The sequence below is a fragment of the Polaribacter sp. M10 genome (assembly GCF_054968445.1).
Map to the genome: position 1 here is coordinate 19234 of NZ_JBSSBG010000014.1, position 16685 is coordinate 35918.

At 31.3% G+C, this 16685-nt stretch carries 15 protein-coding genes; 10 read left to right on the forward strand and 5 right to left on the reverse strand.

Annotated features, from left to right (window positions below; genetic code table 11):
• Positions 1 to 33: 33 nt before the first annotated feature.
• Positions 34 to 2211 (reverse strand): catalase/peroxidase HPI, encoded by a 2178-nt coding sequence (katG, locus tag ACWYN7_RS12380; protein WP_462860290.1) that lies wholly within the window; start codon positions 2209 to 2211, stop codon positions 34 to 36.
• 292 nt (positions 2212 to 2503) lie between these two features.
• Here katG and ACWYN7_RS12385 point away from each other — a divergent pair, with 292 nt between their 5' ends.
• The 3 genes from ACWYN7_RS12385 to ACWYN7_RS12395 all read left to right on the forward strand — a co-directional run bounded on the left by ACWYN7_RS12385 (position 2504) and on the right by ACWYN7_RS12395 (position 3793).
• Positions 2504 to 3145 (forward strand): peroxiredoxin, encoded by a 642-nt coding sequence (locus ACWYN7_RS12385; RefSeq protein WP_462860291.1) that lies wholly within the window; start codon positions 2504 to 2506, stop codon positions 3143 to 3145.
• Between the two features lie 79 nt (positions 3146 to 3224).
• Positions 3225 to 3533, forward strand: coding sequence for a thioredoxin family protein (locus ACWYN7_RS12390; protein ID WP_462860292.1), 309 nt, complete (start codon positions 3225 to 3227; stop codon positions 3531 to 3533).
• Between the two features lie 2 nt (positions 3534 to 3535).
• Complete coding sequence (locus ACWYN7_RS12395; protein ID WP_462860293.1) at positions 3536 to 3793, forward strand: DUF6952 family protein; 258 nt, start codon at positions 3536 to 3538, stop codon at positions 3791 to 3793.
• A 50-nt stretch (positions 3794 to 3843) separates the two neighbouring features.
• Here ACWYN7_RS12395 and ACWYN7_RS12400 read toward each other — a convergent pair whose 3' ends face one another.
• The 3 genes from ACWYN7_RS12400 to ACWYN7_RS12410 all read right to left on the reverse strand — a co-directional run bounded on the left by ACWYN7_RS12400 (position 3844) and on the right by ACWYN7_RS12410 (position 6523).
• Positions 3844 to 4800, reverse strand: coding sequence for a hypothetical protein (locus ACWYN7_RS12400; RefSeq protein ID WP_462860294.1), 957 nt, complete (start codon positions 4798 to 4800; stop codon positions 3844 to 3846).
• A 40-nt stretch (positions 4801 to 4840) separates the two neighbouring features.
• Positions 4841 to 5878: an RluA family pseudouridine synthase gene (locus ACWYN7_RS12405; protein ID WP_462860295.1), complete on the reverse strand. Its 1038-nt coding sequence runs from the start codon at positions 5876 to 5878 to the stop codon at positions 4841 to 4843.
• 90 nt (positions 5879 to 5968) lie between these two features.
• Positions 5969 to 6523 carry a PASTA domain-containing protein gene (locus ACWYN7_RS12410; RefSeq protein WP_462860296.1) on the reverse strand — a complete coding sequence of 185 codons (555 nt, stop codon included), beginning with the start codon at positions 6521 to 6523 and terminating at the stop codon, positions 5969 to 5971.
• Positions 6524 to 6616: 93 nt separating this feature from the next.
• Between ACWYN7_RS12410 and ACWYN7_RS12415 the strand changes: the two genes are divergently transcribed.
• The 4 genes from ACWYN7_RS12415 to ACWYN7_RS12430 all read left to right on the forward strand — a co-directional run bounded on the left by ACWYN7_RS12415 (position 6617) and on the right by ACWYN7_RS12430 (position 11106).
• Positions 6617 to 7591: a D-alanine--D-alanine ligase gene (locus ACWYN7_RS12415; protein ID WP_462860297.1), complete on the forward strand. Its 975-nt coding sequence runs from the start codon at positions 6617 to 6619 to the stop codon at positions 7589 to 7591.
• A 125-nt stretch (positions 7592 to 7716) separates the two neighbouring features.
• Complete coding sequence (coaD, locus tag ACWYN7_RS12420; RefSeq protein ID WP_459487307.1) at positions 7717 to 8172, forward strand: pantetheine-phosphate adenylyltransferase; 456 nt, start codon at positions 7717 to 7719, stop codon at positions 8170 to 8172.
• An 82-nt stretch (positions 8173 to 8254) separates the two neighbouring features.
• Positions 8255 to 10000, forward strand: coding sequence for a M14 family metallopeptidase (locus ACWYN7_RS12425; RefSeq protein ID WP_462860298.1), 1746 nt, complete (start codon positions 8255 to 8257; stop codon positions 9998 to 10000).
• 2 nt (positions 10001 to 10002) lie between these two features.
• Positions 10003 to 11106, forward strand: coding sequence for a lactonase family protein (locus tag ACWYN7_RS12430; protein WP_462860299.1), 1104 nt, complete (start codon positions 10003 to 10005; stop codon positions 11104 to 11106).
• 1 nt (position 11107) lies between these two features.
• Here the strand turns inward: ACWYN7_RS12430 and ACWYN7_RS12435 are convergent, their stop codons facing one another.
• Positions 11108 to 12175 (reverse strand): T9SS type A sorting domain-containing protein, encoded by a 1068-nt coding sequence (locus tag ACWYN7_RS12435; RefSeq protein ID WP_462860300.1) that lies wholly within the window; start codon positions 12173 to 12175, stop codon positions 11108 to 11110.
• A 152-nt stretch (positions 12176 to 12327) separates the two neighbouring features.
• Here ACWYN7_RS12435 and ACWYN7_RS12440 point away from each other — a divergent pair, with 152 nt between their 5' ends.
• From ACWYN7_RS12440 to ACWYN7_RS12450, 3 genes are all read left to right on the forward strand, one after another.
• Positions 12328 to 12786, forward strand: a complete 459-nt coding sequence (locus tag ACWYN7_RS12440; RefSeq protein ID WP_462860301.1) for a (2Fe-2S)-binding protein — start codon at positions 12328 to 12330, stop codon at positions 12784 to 12786.
• Positions 12786 to 15005 carry a xanthine dehydrogenase family protein molybdopterin-binding subunit gene (locus tag ACWYN7_RS12445; RefSeq protein ID WP_462860302.1) on the forward strand — a complete coding sequence of 740 codons (2220 nt, stop codon included), beginning with the start codon at positions 12786 to 12788 and terminating at the stop codon, positions 15003 to 15005. The genes ACWYN7_RS12440 and ACWYN7_RS12445 overlap by 1 nt, the downstream gene beginning before the upstream one ends.
• A gap of 612 nt (positions 15006 to 15617) precedes the next feature.
• Complete coding sequence (locus tag ACWYN7_RS12450; protein ID WP_462860303.1) at positions 15618 to 16676, forward strand: L-dopachrome tautomerase-related protein; 1059 nt, start codon at positions 15618 to 15620, stop codon at positions 16674 to 16676.
• The last annotated feature ends 9 nt before the right edge of the window (positions 16677 to 16685 follow it).

The window sequence follows — 16685 nt, forward strand, 5'->3', positions numbered from 1 at the left end:
TTTAAAGAGCTTATCCTTTAAGTAATTTATTATTTATTTAATATCAAAACGATCTGCGTTCATCACTTTTGTCCAAGTTTTTACAAAATCGTTAACAAATTTTTCTTTGTTATCATCTTGTGCATAAACTTCTGCATAAGCACGTAAAACAGAATTAGATCCGAAAACTAAATCTACACTAGTAGCAGACCATTTAAAAGCTTGAGTTTTACGATCTCTAATTTCGTACAAACCATCATCTACAGGATGCCAAGTATTACCCATATCTGTTAGGTTGATAAAGAAATCATTGGTTAATGCACCAATATTGTCTGTAAAAACACCATGTTTTGTACCTCCGTAATTTGTACCCATTACACGCATACCACCAATTAAAACTGTCATTTCTGCCGCTGTTAAACCTAATAGCTGTGTTCTGTCTAACATCATTTCTTCTGCACTAACTATGTATGTTTCTTTTTGCCAGTTTCTATAACCATCAGCAAGTGGTTCTAAAACATCAAAAGATTCTGCATCTGTCATTTCGTCTGTGGCATCTCCACGTCCTGCAGAAAAAGGAACAGTAATGTCTATTCCAGCATTTTTTGCAGCTTTTTCTACACCAACATTACCCGCTAAAACAATGGTGTCTGCAATACTGATGTTAAATTCTGCTGCAATTGGTTCTAAAACAGATAATACTTTTTGTAATCTTTCTGGTTCGTTACCCACCCAATCTTTTTGAGGTGTTAATCGAATACGAGCTCCATTTGCACCACCACGCATGTCTGAACCTCTGTAAGTTCTTGCACTATCCCAAGCTGTATTAACCAATTCAGAAATGTGTAAATCTGTATTCGCAATTTTTTCTTTTACCAAATTTACATCATAATCACTATTGCCAACTGGTACTGGATCTTGCCAAATTAAATCTTCAGTAGGTGTATCAGGCCCAAAATATCTAGCTTTTGGTCCCATATCTCTATGTGTTAATTTAAACCAAGCACGTGCAAAAGTTTCGGTAAAATAATCGTGATCTTTGCTAAATCTTTCACAGATTTCACGATAAATTGGATCAACTTTCATTGCCATATCTGCATCTGTCATCATCGGATTTAATCGAATTGATGGATCTTCTACATCTACAGGTTTGTCTTCTTCTTTAATGTTAATAGGAGCCCATTGTGTAGCACCTGCAGGACTTTTAGTTAACTCCCACTCGTAACCAAATAAAAGGTCGAAATAACCATTGTCCCATTTTGTAGGTTCTGTTGTCCAAGCACCTTCTATTCCGCTTGTAAAAGTATCTCTCCCAACGCCAGTTCCGTTAGAATTTGCCCATCCAAAACCTTGGTTCTCATAAGATGCAGCTTCTGGTTCTGGGCCAAGTTTATTTACATCTCCATTTCCATGTGCTTTACCTACTGTATGTCCACCTGCAGTTAATGCAGCAGTTTCTTCATCATTCATAGCCATACGTGCAAAAGTTTCACGAATATGTAAAGCTGTTTTTGCAGGATCTGATTTACCATTTACTCCTTCTGGATTTACATAAATTAATCCCATTTGTACAGCTGCTAACGGATTTTCCATAGTTGTAGCATCCTCAAGATTTCCATAACGCTCATTACTTGGAGCTAACCATTCTTTTTCTGCACCCCAATAGGTATCTTTTTCTGGGTGCCAAATATCTTTTCTACCAAAAGAAAAACCAAAGGTTTTTAATCCCATAGATTCGTAGGCAATTGTACCCGATAAAATAATTAAATCTGCCCAACTTATTTTGTTTCCATATTTTTTCTTGATAGGCCAAAGTAAACGTCTTGCTTTGTCTAAACTTGCATTATCTGGCCAAGAATTTAAAGGGGCAAAACGAATGTTTCCTGTTCCTCCTCCTCCTCGTCCATCAGAAAGTCTGTAAGAACCAGCAGAGTGCCAAGCCAAACGAATCATTAAGCCTCCATAATGTCCCCAATCTGCAGGCCACCAATCTTGGCTGTCTGTCATTAAATTAGTTACATCTTGTTTTAAGGCGGCTACATCTAGTTTTTTTAACTCTTCATAATAGTCAAAATGTTCTCCTAAAGGATTTACTTTAGTGTCATGTTGATGCAAAATGTCTAAGTTTAGCGCATTTGGCCACCATTGTTCATTATTGTTTTCGTTTGATGTGTTTCCTCCGTGAAAAGGACATTTGGTAATATCACCAGAACTATGATTTAAGTGTTCCATTATTTATGATTTTAAGTTAATTTCAATAATTTTAGACCACAAACCTACAAGAAATATTTAGATAATTTTTATCTATAATTTATATTTTAAAATAAGTATTATCTATTAAAGGTTTGTTTACATCAATAGAAAAATTATAGATAAGATTAATTTATATGAAATTTAATTTTGTATAAATAAAATTTATCAAAATATAAGAACATACCATTACTATTTTTTAAAAAGCTTGCTTCTATTAGTATATTTGTACAAGAAAATAAACAGATTATTAATATAATAAAATTTTTAAAAAATGGCAACAGCAGTTGGTAAAAAATTTCCAGATTTAAATGTAGACGCAATGAATGAAATGGGTGATACATTTAAAATAAATGTATTAGAAGAAGCAGTAAACAAAAACAAAAAAGTTGTATTGTTTTGGTATCCAAAAGATTTTACTTTTGTATGTCCTACAGAATTACACGCTTTTCAAGCAGCTTTAGGTGAGTTCGAAAAAAGAAATACAATTGTTATTGGTGCTTCTTGCGATACTCCAGAGGTTCACTTTGCATGGTTAAGTCAAGCAAAAGATAATGGAGGTATAGAAGGTGTAACTTACCCATTAATAGCAGATTCTAACAGAAACTTATCTTCAATTTTAGGAATTTTAGATATTACAAACGAAACGTTTGACGAAGCTACACAAACGGTACAAGTAGAAGGAGATAATGTAACTTACAGAGCTACTTATATTATTGATGAAGAAGGAATTGTACAACACGAAAGTATTAACAACATGCCATTAGGTAGAAATGTTGGTGAATATTTACGTTTAATTGATGCGTTAACTCACGTACAAGAAAAAGGTGAAGTTTGTCCAGCAAACTGGGAAGAAGGTAAAGACGCTATGTCTCCTGATGCAAAAGGAACTGCAGCTTATTTAGCATCTCATTAAATAGAATTTTTTTTAATGAGTTTGTGTTAGTATTGGGGGATAATAGCACAAGCTCATTTTTAAATAAAAAAACAGAATTATGTTACAAGAATTAAGTCAAGATAATTTATCAGAAATTGTTGCTGATAATCAAAAAGTAGTGGTACAATATTCTGCAACTTGGTGTGGAAATTGTAGGATAATGAAACCAAAATTTAAAAAATTGGCTTCAGAAAACGAAAACGTAGCTTTTGTTATTGCAGATGCAGAAGCGTATCCAGAAAGCAGAAAGTTAGCAGATGTAAGTAATTTACCAACTTTTGCAACTTTTGTAGATGGTAAAATTGTAAATCAAACCCAAACCAATAAGTTTGATGTATTAAAAGATTTAGTAAACGAAGTTGTGTAGTTATGAAATTACCTGTAATAAAACACTTAACTAATTTTATCGAAGAAAACGATCAAGATTATGTTTTAGAAACCATAGAAACACTTGAAGCGTTAACTGAAGTTCCTTCGTTAAAAGACGAAGAATTAGATGTTATTGGTGAGTTAATTTCTAACATGTATGGTGCTATAGAAGTAGATAAAATGGTAAAGAATGGCACACCAAAAAAAGAGGCTTTAAATACTTTTATGAAAAGAGTTTTAGGCTCTATAGATAAATAAGTATTGCTAAATAATAGTAAAAAACCTCAAGTAAAAGCTTGAGGTTTTTTTTATTCTTCTTGATATTGTAGTTCTATAATGGTTTTATCTACTCTTGTACCTTTTTCATTATTAATATCTATTAACGATGTTCTTTCGGTTTCTATTCTATGAGGTAAACCTGGGTAGTAATAATATTCGTAAGTATTTCTATCTTTTATTTCAAATTTTGATGTTTTTAAGGCTTCTTTAAACTTATCATCAGCAATACCCATTTTTTTAAACACCAATTTTAGTAATTCTAAAGAATCTTTAGGATCTAAATCTAATTCTTGTTTAAACACACAAAAATCATCATCTACATCTACAGAATCAAAAAACACTTTTGCATCTGCTTTTATAGGATTTCCACCAAACATATTTGGCAATTGATCTACATAAGTTAATGTTTCATTAGTATTAAATTCATATCCCATAGGAAAATGAAAATACTGTAATTCCTTAATAACTAATTTTTCAATACCTTGTTGAGTAGCATACATGGCTTTGATTGGTTTCATAGATTTTTCTAGAACTTTCTCCATCTCCTTATCTTCTGCACCTAAAACAATAACAATATCGTCAATCATGGCACTTAACAAAGTACTGACTTCCTGCCAGTTTAAAATCTCTAAAAACTCGCCAGTTTCTGAGGTTTTGTATTTTACTTCTGTAAATTTATATTTTTCAAATTTTTCTAAAAGTGCTTCAGGTATGTTATAATTGTTGCCTAAATCATTTTCGTATTTCCAGCTAATTGTATAAGAAGTTTCAGTAGAATCGATCACTTCAAAAAGTGCAGTATATTCACTTTTTCTGTCTTTAACCAATTTGCCTTCTTTAGTTTGTTGTTGAATTTTAGATACTTTATATTCGTATAAATCACCCAAAGACCAATAGGCAACAAAAGAAACAGTAGTGCTATCTGTTTGAGAAAAGGATAAATTTTGACAAAGAAGTATAAAAGCAAATAGTATTATTTTTTTCATTTTCAATTTTTTTAGGGTTTTTAATAAGGATTCAAAGGGATTATAATTCTACATCCTTAGAATTTTCAGAATACGTTCTCCATTTTTCTAAACAGTCTGTAATATCTTTAGGAACTTCTGAGTTAAATTGCAGAAACTCGCCTGTAATTGGGTGTGTAAATCCTAAAGTTTTAGCGTGTAAAGCTTGTCTGGGTAAAACTTTAAAACAGTTGTGTACAAATTGCTTGTATTTGGTAAAAGTTGTTCCTTTTAAAATTTCGTTTCCTCCATATCTTTCATCATTAAAAAGCGTATGGCCTATATGTTTAAAATGCGCTCTAATTTGGTGAGTTCTACCTGTTTCTAATTTACATTGTACTAAAGTAACGTATGTTAAACGTTCTAAAACTTTAAAATGCGTAACTGCGTGTTTTCCAAAATCACCATCAGGAAAAACAGCCATCTGCAAACGGTTTTTTAAACTACGCCCAATATTACCTTCAATTCTACCTTCATCCTCTTCGATATTTCCCCAAACCAAAGCGTAGTATAAACGTTCTGTAGTTCTATCAAAAAATTGTTTCGATAAATGCGCCATTGCAAATTCGGTTTTGGCAACCACTAATAAACCACTAGTATCTTTGTCTATTCTATGAACCAAACCTGGTCTTTCGTTAGAATTGGTTGGCAAATTTTCTATGTGATGAATTAGCCCATTAACTAAAGTACCAGAATAATTTCCATGACCTGGATGTACAACCATTCCTGCTGGTTTGTTAACCACAATAACTGTATCATCTTCGTAAACAATATCTAAAGGAATATCTTCTGCAACCAATAAGTTTTCTGCTGGTGGATAAGACAAAACCACTCGAACTACATCAAAAGGTTTTACTTTATGGTTCGATTTTACAGCAACATCATTCACTAAAACATTACCTGCTTTTGCAGCTTGTTGTACTTTGTTTCTTGTTGCATTTTCAATAAAATTCATCAAAAATTTATCAACTCTTAAAGGCTCTTGTCCAGCAGTAGCTGTAAATCGATGATGTTCGTACAAATCATCATTTTCGATGTCTTGAGAATTATTTTCTTGCATATTTTCTAGTTGCTAAGTTTCTGCGAAACAAAGTTGTAAAATTTAATGAATATTATTTTTGCTAACTAACTGCTAACTGCTAACTGAATCCTATCTTTCACCATCACCCAAAACCAACTCAATAATAGAGTTTTTAGGTAATTTATCATTCGGATTTAAGATTTTTCCTTTGTGTCTTAAGCCTCTTACCACATCTAAACCAATATCTCTAACATAAGTATACTCTGTACCTACAATAAAACCAATGGCAGTTAATTCAGATTCTGCTTGTCTTTTTGTTCTACCATTTAAATCTGGTATGGTAATGTCTCTGTATTTAGACGGATTTAAAGTCAAGTAAATTTTACGTTTTTCTTTTACAAAATCTCCAGCTTCCGGACTTTGTTCTATCACAGATTTTTTAGGATACGTTGGGTTGTAGCTTGCGCTGTCTATCACTTTAAAATCTAAATTCAATTCTTTTAATTTACGCTCTGCATCTTCTAAAGTTATTTTGTGTAAATCTGGTACTTGTATTTTTTGATCGTGATTGGTGGTTATATTCAACCAAAATTTTAAAACAAAAATCAAGATAAAAAAACCAACTACAGCAATCGTAATTTGTACAAAAAACGTTTTGCTTTTTAGAAACTTAAAAATACTCATAAATTTTTTTTGATAGATGCACAAAGATATAAAAACTAAACGTTGCAGTTTCTATTTATATTTTGATAAATTTGTTATAATTAATAAAATTTGATGAAAAAAAATATTGCCATAATAATGGGTGGTTATTCATCCGAAGTCGACATTTCTTTAATCAGTGGAAATGTGGTTTACAAACATTTAGATAAAGAAAAATACAATGCCTTTAGGGTTCATATTTTAAAGGACAAATGGGTTGCTTTAGATGCTAATGATCAAGAATATTCTATTGATAAGAATAACTTTTCTTTTGTTTTAGGTACAGAAACCATCATTTTTGATTGCGTTTTTAACGCCATTCATGGTGCGCCAGGTGAAAACGGAATGCTTTTGGGCTATTTAGAACTGCTAAATATACCTCATACTTCTGCTCCTTTTTATCAAATGGCATTAACTTTTAACAAAAAAGATACCTTAAGTGTTGTAAAAGAATATGGCATTAAAACCGCAGTTTCTGTTTATTTAAATCGAGGTGATGTTATTGATGCTGATAAAATAATCGAAAAAGTAGGTTTGCCTTGTTTTATAAAACCAAACAATGCGGGTTCTAGTTACGGAATTTCTAAAGCGTATTCTAAAGAAGAAATTTTAAAAGGAATTGATGTGGCGTATAAAGAAGACAATTCCATTTTAATTGAGTCTTTTTTAAACGGAACCGAAGTTTCTGTTGGGGTTATTGAATATAACAACGAAATTAAAGTATTGCCAATTACAGAAATTGTATCAGAAAATGATTTCTTTGACTATGAAGCAAAATACGAAGGAAAATCGCAAGAAATAACGCCTGCAAGAATATCATCAGCAGAAAAAAGTAGGGTAGAAGAGGTTGCTGTAAAAGCGTACAAAGCCTTAAATATGAGTGGTTTTTCTAGATCTGAATATATTTTTGTTGATGGAGAACCACATTTTTTAGAAATGAATACAGTACCTGGAATGACAGAAGAAAGCATTTTGCCACAACAAGCCAAAGAAGCTGGTATTTCTTTAAAAGCGTTATTTGATAATGCAATAATGAGTGCTTACAAATAGAGACAAGATATTTTTGATTCATGAAACAGGAAAAAAGAAGCAAGAAGCAAAAAAAAAGCAGATTTTGTCTTGTTTCTTGAGTCAAAAAAATCCTTAATCAAAAAAAATAGTATCAAATTTAAAATATGAAAAAAGCAATTTTTCCAGGATCTTTTGATCCATTAACATTGGGTCATGTAGATATTATTGAAAGAGGTGTTACCGTTTTTGATGAATTAATTATTGCCATTGGTATTAATGCCGATAAAAAATACATGTTTTCTTTAGAAGAACGAAAAAAGTTTATCCAAGAAACCTTTAAACATCAACCTAAAATTAAGGTAGTTACTTACCAAGGTTTAACTGTTAATTTTTGTAGAGAAATAAATGCAAATTTTATTTTAAGAGGTTTAAGAAATCCTGGTGATTTTGAGTTTGAAAAAGCCATTGCACATACCAACAGAAAACTATCAGAAATAGAAACGGTTTTCTTATTAACATCATCAGGTAAAAGTTATATTTCTTCATCAATAGTAAGAGACGTTATTAGAAACGATGGAGATTACACAGGCTTAGTACCTGAAGCTGTTAGAGTAAAATAAAATATAAAATGTCATTTCTACCTTGTGGAGAAATCTCATAATTAATGTTGATTTTATTGTCGACATTTTAACCTAATATAAAATGAAAAAAATAATCGTACTTCTTATCTCAATTTTAATTTTTTCTTGTGAGGATTCATCCAAAGAAAACAAAGATTTTACCACACTTTTCGAAACTTCTAAAGGCACAGAAACTCCAGAATACAAAGAGGTAATTTCGTATTACACAGATTTGGCAGAAGTATATGACGAAATTTCATTGTTTTCATTTGGACAAACAGATTCAGGAGAACCTTTGCATTTGGTGGTGTATGACAAATCAGGCATTTATAATGTTGATGAAATAAAAAACTCGCCTAAAAATCGAATTTTAATCAATAATGGAATTCATCCAGGTGAGTCTGATGGAATAGACGCTTCTATGATGTTGTTAAGAGATATTGTACAAAACGATTCTTTGCAAAACAAATATCAAAATTCAATAATTTGTGTAATTCCTGTGTATAATATTGGAGGGGCTTTAAACAGAAACTCGCATACAAGAGCCAATCAAAATGGACCTTTACAATATGGTTTTAGAGGCAATGCCAGAAATTACGATTTAAATAGAGATTTTGTAAAACAAGATACCAAAAATGCAGCAGCGTTTGCAGAAGTTTTTCATACTGTAAATCCTGATGTTTTTATAGACAATCATGTAAGTAATGGTGCAGATTATCAATATGCAATTACACATTTATTTACGCAACATAACAAGTTAGGTGGTAGTTTAGGCGATTTTTTGCAAAATAAAATGCGACCTGAATTAGAAACATCTTTGGTTAATAAAGGGATTCATATTACTCCATACGTAAATGTTTGGGGCACAACTCCAGAAGCAGGTTTTTCGCAATTTTTCGATTCGCCAAGATATTCTACAGGTTACACAACATTGTTCAATACATTAGGTTTAATGGTAGAAACGCACATGCTAAAACCGTATAAAGTTAGAGTAGAACAAACGTATGAGTTAATGCTTTCTGCTTTTGATTTTGCTGAAAATAATTCAGAAAAAATAAAAGAATTACGTGCCAAAGCAACATCAGAAATTTTAGCGCAAAAAACCTATCCTATTCAATTTAAAGTGGATAGAGAAAAGTTTAGAACGCTAGATTTTAAAGGGTATGAAGCTGAAATTATTGAGAGTAAAGTTACCAATGGAAAACGATTATTTTACGATAAAACAAAACCATTTGTAAAAGAAACCAAATATTTTGATGAGTTTAAAGTAACCAAAACAATCGAAATTCCGAAAGCTTATATTTTGCCACAAGGCTGGCATAATGTTGTTGAGCGATTAAAAAATAACAACATTGAGTTTACACGTTTTAAAAATGATACCATCATTGAAGTTGAGGTAAATCACATAAAAGATTATAAAAGTAGAACATCGCCTTACGAAGGGCATTATTTGCATTACAATACCTCAGTGACTAAAACTACAGAAAATATTAAATTTTTAAAAGGTGATATTTATATTGATACCCATCAAAATGGAGTTCGTTATTTATTAGAAACATTAGAAGCAGAAGCTACAGATTCCTTTTTTAACTGGAACTTTTTCGATACGATTTTACAACAAAAAGAAGGTTATTCTGCTTATGTTTTCGAAGATATTGCTGAGCAATTAGTAGCTGAAAATCCATCACTTAAAAAAGAATTTGAAGAGAAATTAAGCAATGATGCAGATTTTGCTAAAAACCCAAGAATGCAATTAAATTTTATTCATAAAAACTCACCATATTACGAAAAAGCACATTTACGTTTGCCCGTTTTTAAAGTAAGATAGTTATGAAAAATATAATTATACTATCAATTTTAGCTTTTGTAATTGGTTGTAAATCATCAGAAATGAAAGAGCAAAAAGCTACAGAATTTTACATTGGTACGTACACAGATGGTGAGAGTAAAGGGATTTACAAATCGCAAATTGATAGCAAAGGATTTTTATCTAAAATTGAATTGGTTACAGAAACGAAAAATCCAACTTTTTTAGCAAAATCTAAAGACAATAAAACCCTTTTTGCAGTTGCAGAAACTGCAGAAAAAGGCAAGGGTTTTGTAAAATCGTATAAAATTGAAAAAGATAATTTAAAGCAAATCAGTGTTTCAGAATCTGGTGGAGAAGGACCTTGTTTTGTAGCGATAAATGATGACAATTATGTTTTAACTGCAAATTATGGAGGTGGAAGTGTAGGTTTATTACAAGCGGATGAATCTGGAAAATTGTCAGAATTGTTACATGTGCAACAGCACACAGGTAAAGGAACTACAAACAGACAGAGAAAACCACATGCGCATTCTGCTTGGTTTCATCCAAAGAAAAAAGAAGTTATAGCTGTAGATTTAGGAACCAACGAACTATGGTTTTCTGCGATTGATAAAAAAGAAAATAAGCTCGTTTTGGCAAATCCAACTACATTAAAAATGGCAGATGGTGCAGGGCCTAGACATTTAACGTTTCATCCGAATCACAAATGGATTTACGTTTTAAACGAACTCAATAATACAGTAACATTGGTAAAAGAAAAGGATAATTTTTATAAAATAGATGCATCAATTTCTATGATTCCTGAAGATTTTACCGAATTTTCTAAAGCAGCAGATATTCATATTTCTAAAGACGGTAAATTTGTATATGCTTCTAATCGTGGGCACAATTCCATTGTAATTTATAAAGTACATCCTGAAAACGGAAAATTATCTTTAGTCGGTTTTGAATCTGTAAAAGGAGAAAGTCCGAGAAATTTTTCGTTAACTCCCGATAATAAATTTCTTTTGGTGGCCAATCAAGATACTAATAATATCATCTCTTTTCAAAGAAATGAAACTACAGGAAAACTAACGTTTGTCTCAGAAATTTCTGCGCCAAAACCTGTGTGTATTTTATTCTAAATTATTGAATAATTACGGTGTTTTTACTAATGATTTTTTCATCATTCTTAAAAAGTAAGAAATAAGTTCCGCTTTTTAAATGAGAAAGATAATAAGTTTTAGAGCTACTTTTTTGTTTGATGTCAACCAATTTACCAAGTATATTATAAATGTAAATTTGATTGTAATCTTCAGAAATACCATCAATAATTTGAATTTCATTTACAACAGGATTAGGAAATGTTTTAATCAATTGATTGTTAGTTTTTAAATCTTTTACAGATAAAGTATTGACTTCTTCAATACTAAAGTCAGCAAATAAAACAGCTTCATCTCTTAAATCTTGCACGTTGTTTAAACTTCTATAAATACCCCATTTTGGACGTACAAATTCAGCACCATTTTGCCAATTATCAATAGAGTTGTTTTCGTATTCAAAAACTACAGTTTGGTTGTCAATTCTTTTAATTTCTAAAGAATAATAGCTGTTTGTGCCGAACGCAATTTTTTCAGTAAACTCAACCCAATGCCCTTTAATTAATGCTAAATCTACTTTTTTTAAGGTTTCTTGATCATCTGTACTTGTTTGTCTTAATTCTAATTGATCTGGTGTTCCTTTTCTTGCAGTTAGCGTATACATTGGTATTGATGAAAAATCGCCACCTACAGATTTTAATTGATGCAAGTGTGTAAAATTAGGTGATGCTTTAAAATTTGCATCAATTTTCATTTTCCATTTGTAAACAACTTTTTCGCCTTCAATTGCTTTTAAATTCTCAGGACTTTTATCATAAGATTTAATTTCAGTTCGTTGTCTATCGTCGTTTTTACAACGATCATCATCTTCAGTAGCATGTGCAAAAAATCGAAAAACGTTTTTGTTTAAATCAGCATCAAAAAGTTCATCTATATGCCTGCCAAAAGTGGTGTGTTTGCAATCTGGCACTTCAACTACATCATAATTAGGTGCTAAAACAGAGTTGATCAATTCATAAGTATTTCCAGGGCCATCTGCAGTTAATGCTACTTGACAAAAAGTTGGAGTAGAAAAGCAAAATACAATTAAAAAAAGAAGGTATAAATGTTTCATTCTGATTGTGATAGAATTGGTTAACCAGTTTTAATTATCCAAATATAGAAAGAATTTTTGTGTTATATAAAATTTACGAGATTTATTAAATTAACGTCATAAAATTATCATTTTTAAAATTTATGTACCTTGTAAAACATTAAACATAAAATATGACAAAACTTTCAATTAATACTAAATCTTATGAGATTGATGTGCAGGATGATATGCCACTTTTGTGGGTAATAAGAGATATTGTGGGTTTAACAGGTACAAAATTCGGTTGTGGAGTTGCACAATGTGGTGCCTGTTCTATTTTAATTGATGGTAGACTCACAAAATCGTGTAGTATGCCAGTTTCTTATGGAGTAGGTAAAGAGATTTTAACTATTGAAGGAACTTCACAAAATTTAGAATATTTAAGAGAAGCTTGGTTTAAAGGTAACGTGCCACAATGTGGATATTGTCAGTCAGGACAATTAATTGCAGCTACTGCTTTGTTAGATAAAATTGAAAATCCTACAGATAAAGATATAGACGATGCCATGAGTGGCAATATTTGCAGATGTGGTACTTATGCAAGAATTCGAAAAGCAATACACAAAGCTGTTGCACTTAAAAACCAAAATTAATGAGTAAAATACAACAAATAAATCGTAGAGATTTTGTAAAATTATTTGGTTTAGCATCTACAGGAATTATTTTAGGATGTAATGTATCATCAAACAAAAAAGAATTTTTACCACAAGTGGATGGAACGTTTACACCCAACTTATTTGTGCAAATTCAAAAAGATGGTAACATCACTTTAATGGCTTCTCGTTCAGAAATGGGACAAGGCATTAAAACCTCTTTGGCTTCTGCTATTGCAGATGAATTAGAAGCAGATTGGCAATATATTACTGTAAAACAAGCCACTGGAAATGCGAAATATGGCAATCAAAATACGGATGGTTCTAGAAGTGTACGAACCATTTTAGAGCCCATGCGTAAAATGGGTGCAGCCACTAAAATGATGTTAATTACTGCAGCTGCCAAAAAATGGAATGTTGCTGAATCTGTTTGTAAAGCAGAGAATCATTATATTATAAATACCAATTCTGGTGATAAAATTTTCTTTGGAGATTTGGTTGATGAAGCTGCTAAAGTTGCCATTCCTGCTGATGAAAACATCAAACTAAAAAAAGTTGAAGATTTTAAATATATAGGTAAAAATTTAAAAAGTGTCGATTTAAATGATTTTACACATGGAACTGCAACTTACGGAATCGATTTTAGAATTCCGAATTTAAAATTTGCAGCCATTGCAAGATGCCCTGTAACTTACGGAACTGTAAAAAGCTTTGATAGTACAGATGCAGAAAAAGTTGCTGGTGTAGAAAAAGTGATTCAATTAAAAAAAATGGAGCCTCCAATTGGTCGGTTTTTTGGAGCTTTAGGTGGTATTGCTGTAATTGCAAATAACACTTGGTCTGCTTTTCAGGGAAAATTAGAATTAGATATTGAGTGGAATTATGGAGAGAATCATTCTTTTAATTCTGATGAATATAAAGAACTTTTAAGCCAAAGAGTGCATCAAAAAGCAAAATTAGTACCTGGTAAAAAAGGCGATGTTTTTACTGCTTTTGAGGAAGCAGATAAACTAATAGAAGCTACGTATCACGTTCCTTTTTTGGCACACGCACCTATGGAAGTGCCCAATGCAACTGCTTGGTTTCAAGAAGATAAAATTGAAGTTTGGGCACCTTTGCAAGATCCGCAAACTGCAAGAGCAGAGTTGGCACATTTTTTTGAAATTCCTTTAGAAAATATTACCATAAATGTTACTATGCTAGGTGGTGGTTTTGGACGTAAATCAAAGTCAGATTTTGTGGTAGAAGCAGTTGCTTTATCCAAAGAAATGGGTACACCTGTACAAGTAGTTTGGACACGTGAAGATGATATCAAACACGGATTTTATCATTCTACAAGTGCGCAATATTTAAAAGGAAGTTTAGATAAAAACGGACAAGTTTCTGGTTGGTTGCAAAGGTTGGCTATGCCTTCTATTGCCTCTATTTTTAAACCTTTATCAGATTATGCAACAGGGTCAGAGTTAAACCAAGGTTTTACAAATAACCCTTATAATTTAACAAATTTTAGATTAGAAAATGCCAAAGCAGAAGCACATGTAAGAATTGGTTGGTTGCGTTCTGTAATTAATATTCATAGTGGTTTTGGGAATAACTCTTTTGTAGATGAGTTAGCAAATGCTGCAAATATAGATCCTGTTCAGTTTCATTTAAATTTAATAGGAAAAGATAGAGTTCTTCAAGGAAAATCGGAACATCCTTACAATTCAAAACGCATGAAAGATGTTTTAATAAAGACAGCTAAAATGGCGAATTGGGATAGAGCCTTGCCCAAAAATCATGGATTGGGAGTTGCAATTCATTATAGTTTTTACAGTTATGTAGCTACTATTGTTGAGGTTGCTGTTATAGATGATAAAGTTAAAGTAAAAAATACTTGGACAACTATAGATTGTGGTTTGGTTTTAAATAAAGACAATGTTAAAAATCAACTAGAAGGTTCTGTCTTTTTTGGAATGTCTTTGGCTATGTATGGAAAAATTTCTACTACAGAAGGCGCTGTAGCCCAAAATAATTTTTTCGATTATCAAATGACAAGAATGAAAGATGCACCAAACATCCATATTCATATTATGGATAAAATGAACGAAAAACCAACAGGAGTAGGAGAACCAGGAGTTCCTGTTATGGCACCTGCTATTTGCAATGCTATTTTTAACGCCACAGGAAAACGTGTTCGAAGTCTGCCTTTAATTGATGCTGGGTTTACAACTTTATAAAATTTTAGTTGTAGGCTGAACACCCTTGTAGCTCCCTCTAAGGGAAATGTTTTTTTGATACTTAAAACAATTTCGCAAATTCTTAATTTAAAGCTTTTTAATTCATTCGATATTTTTGGCTTTAGTAGTACTGTCTTCTTGAGGGGACTTTAGGGGTGTAAAACAATCTCATGAGGAATCTTATGGGGTAAGATAAATGTTTTGGCAACTTTTAGTAATTCTATAACGTATTGCTATCTGTAATTCCTTATATTTTTGTATATTTAAAAAGGATAAGAGTTTCCTCTTATTGTACTTCTTCACTAAAAATACTACAATTTTTTTAAAAATATACTACTATATTTTATAAGATATACTAGTATAAATTAACAGAAATACTAGTATGTTGTTTAAAAAGTAACTTATAAAGGAATAAAAAGTAACTAAAGTTTTACCTAAAAGTTAGGTAACAAATAACTAAAAGTATATGGAGTATCATGTTAAGATTACTGCCTTTAACTTCAATAACGAATTACTGGTATTTCTAGAACATGAATACACTAAAAATTCCATGAATTTTAAGATTAGAATATTATCTTTAATCATTAAAAAATATTGTCTTAAAAATTAGTTATGATCCATAAAATTAAAATAAAAAAAATAGGAATACTATTGATTAGTATACTCATTTTTAGTTGTAATGCTAAGAAAAGTGAAATTGAAAATGTTATCAATTTTAAAGGACAGCAAGTTACGGGTGTAACTGTTAGCAATAAAGGTCGGGTTTTTGCAAATTTTCCAAGATGGAGGGCAAACGTAAAAAATTCAGTTGTTGAGGTTTTTAATAATGGTACAGCTAAAGCTTTTCCTAATGAGGCATGGAATTCTTGGAAACTAGGACAAGCATTGTCAGACCAAGTCTTTGTTGCTGTGCAATCGGTAGTTGCTTTTGAGAATATTTTGTATGTTTTAGATACTCGAAACCCTTTATTTAAAGGGGTTATAGATGCTCCAAAAATTTTTGCATTCGATTTAAACTCGCATCAAATTATAAAAACCTATACTTTAAGCAAAGAGAGTTTTCATAACGATTCGTACATTAACGATTTGCGAGTAGACAAGAAAAAAAATAAAATCTATTTTACAGATTCAGGGCATGCTGGTATTGTAGTTCTAGACTTAAATACGGGGACTTCTTTTAGAGTTTTAGACAATCATAAATCTACATTGGCAGAAACCAATCAGTTAACTTTTGATAATGGAGTATGGACTAATACAGTACATTCAGACGGAATTGCCCTAGATACAAAAAATGATGTCTTGTATTATCATGCTTTAACAGGATACAGTCTGTATGCGATTGCTACGGATAAATTGACACTAGAAAATAATTCAGAAATTGAAAATAATGTACAATTTATTGCAAAAACAGCTGCTCCTGATGGAATGATTATAGATGAAGCAGGCGCTCTGTTTTATGCGGATTTAGAGAATAATAAAATTATGCAACTAGTGCTTTCTAATGGCCAAACTAAGGTTGTTGCTGAAGGAAATAAAGTAAAATGGGCTGATACATTTAGCCTCTATAAAAATACATTGTATTATACAAACTCTAGAATTAATGAGGCTCAAGGCAATATTAATGAAATGGACTTTAGTATAAATAAACTAAAAATAAACGAAGCGCAATAATTCTAGCTT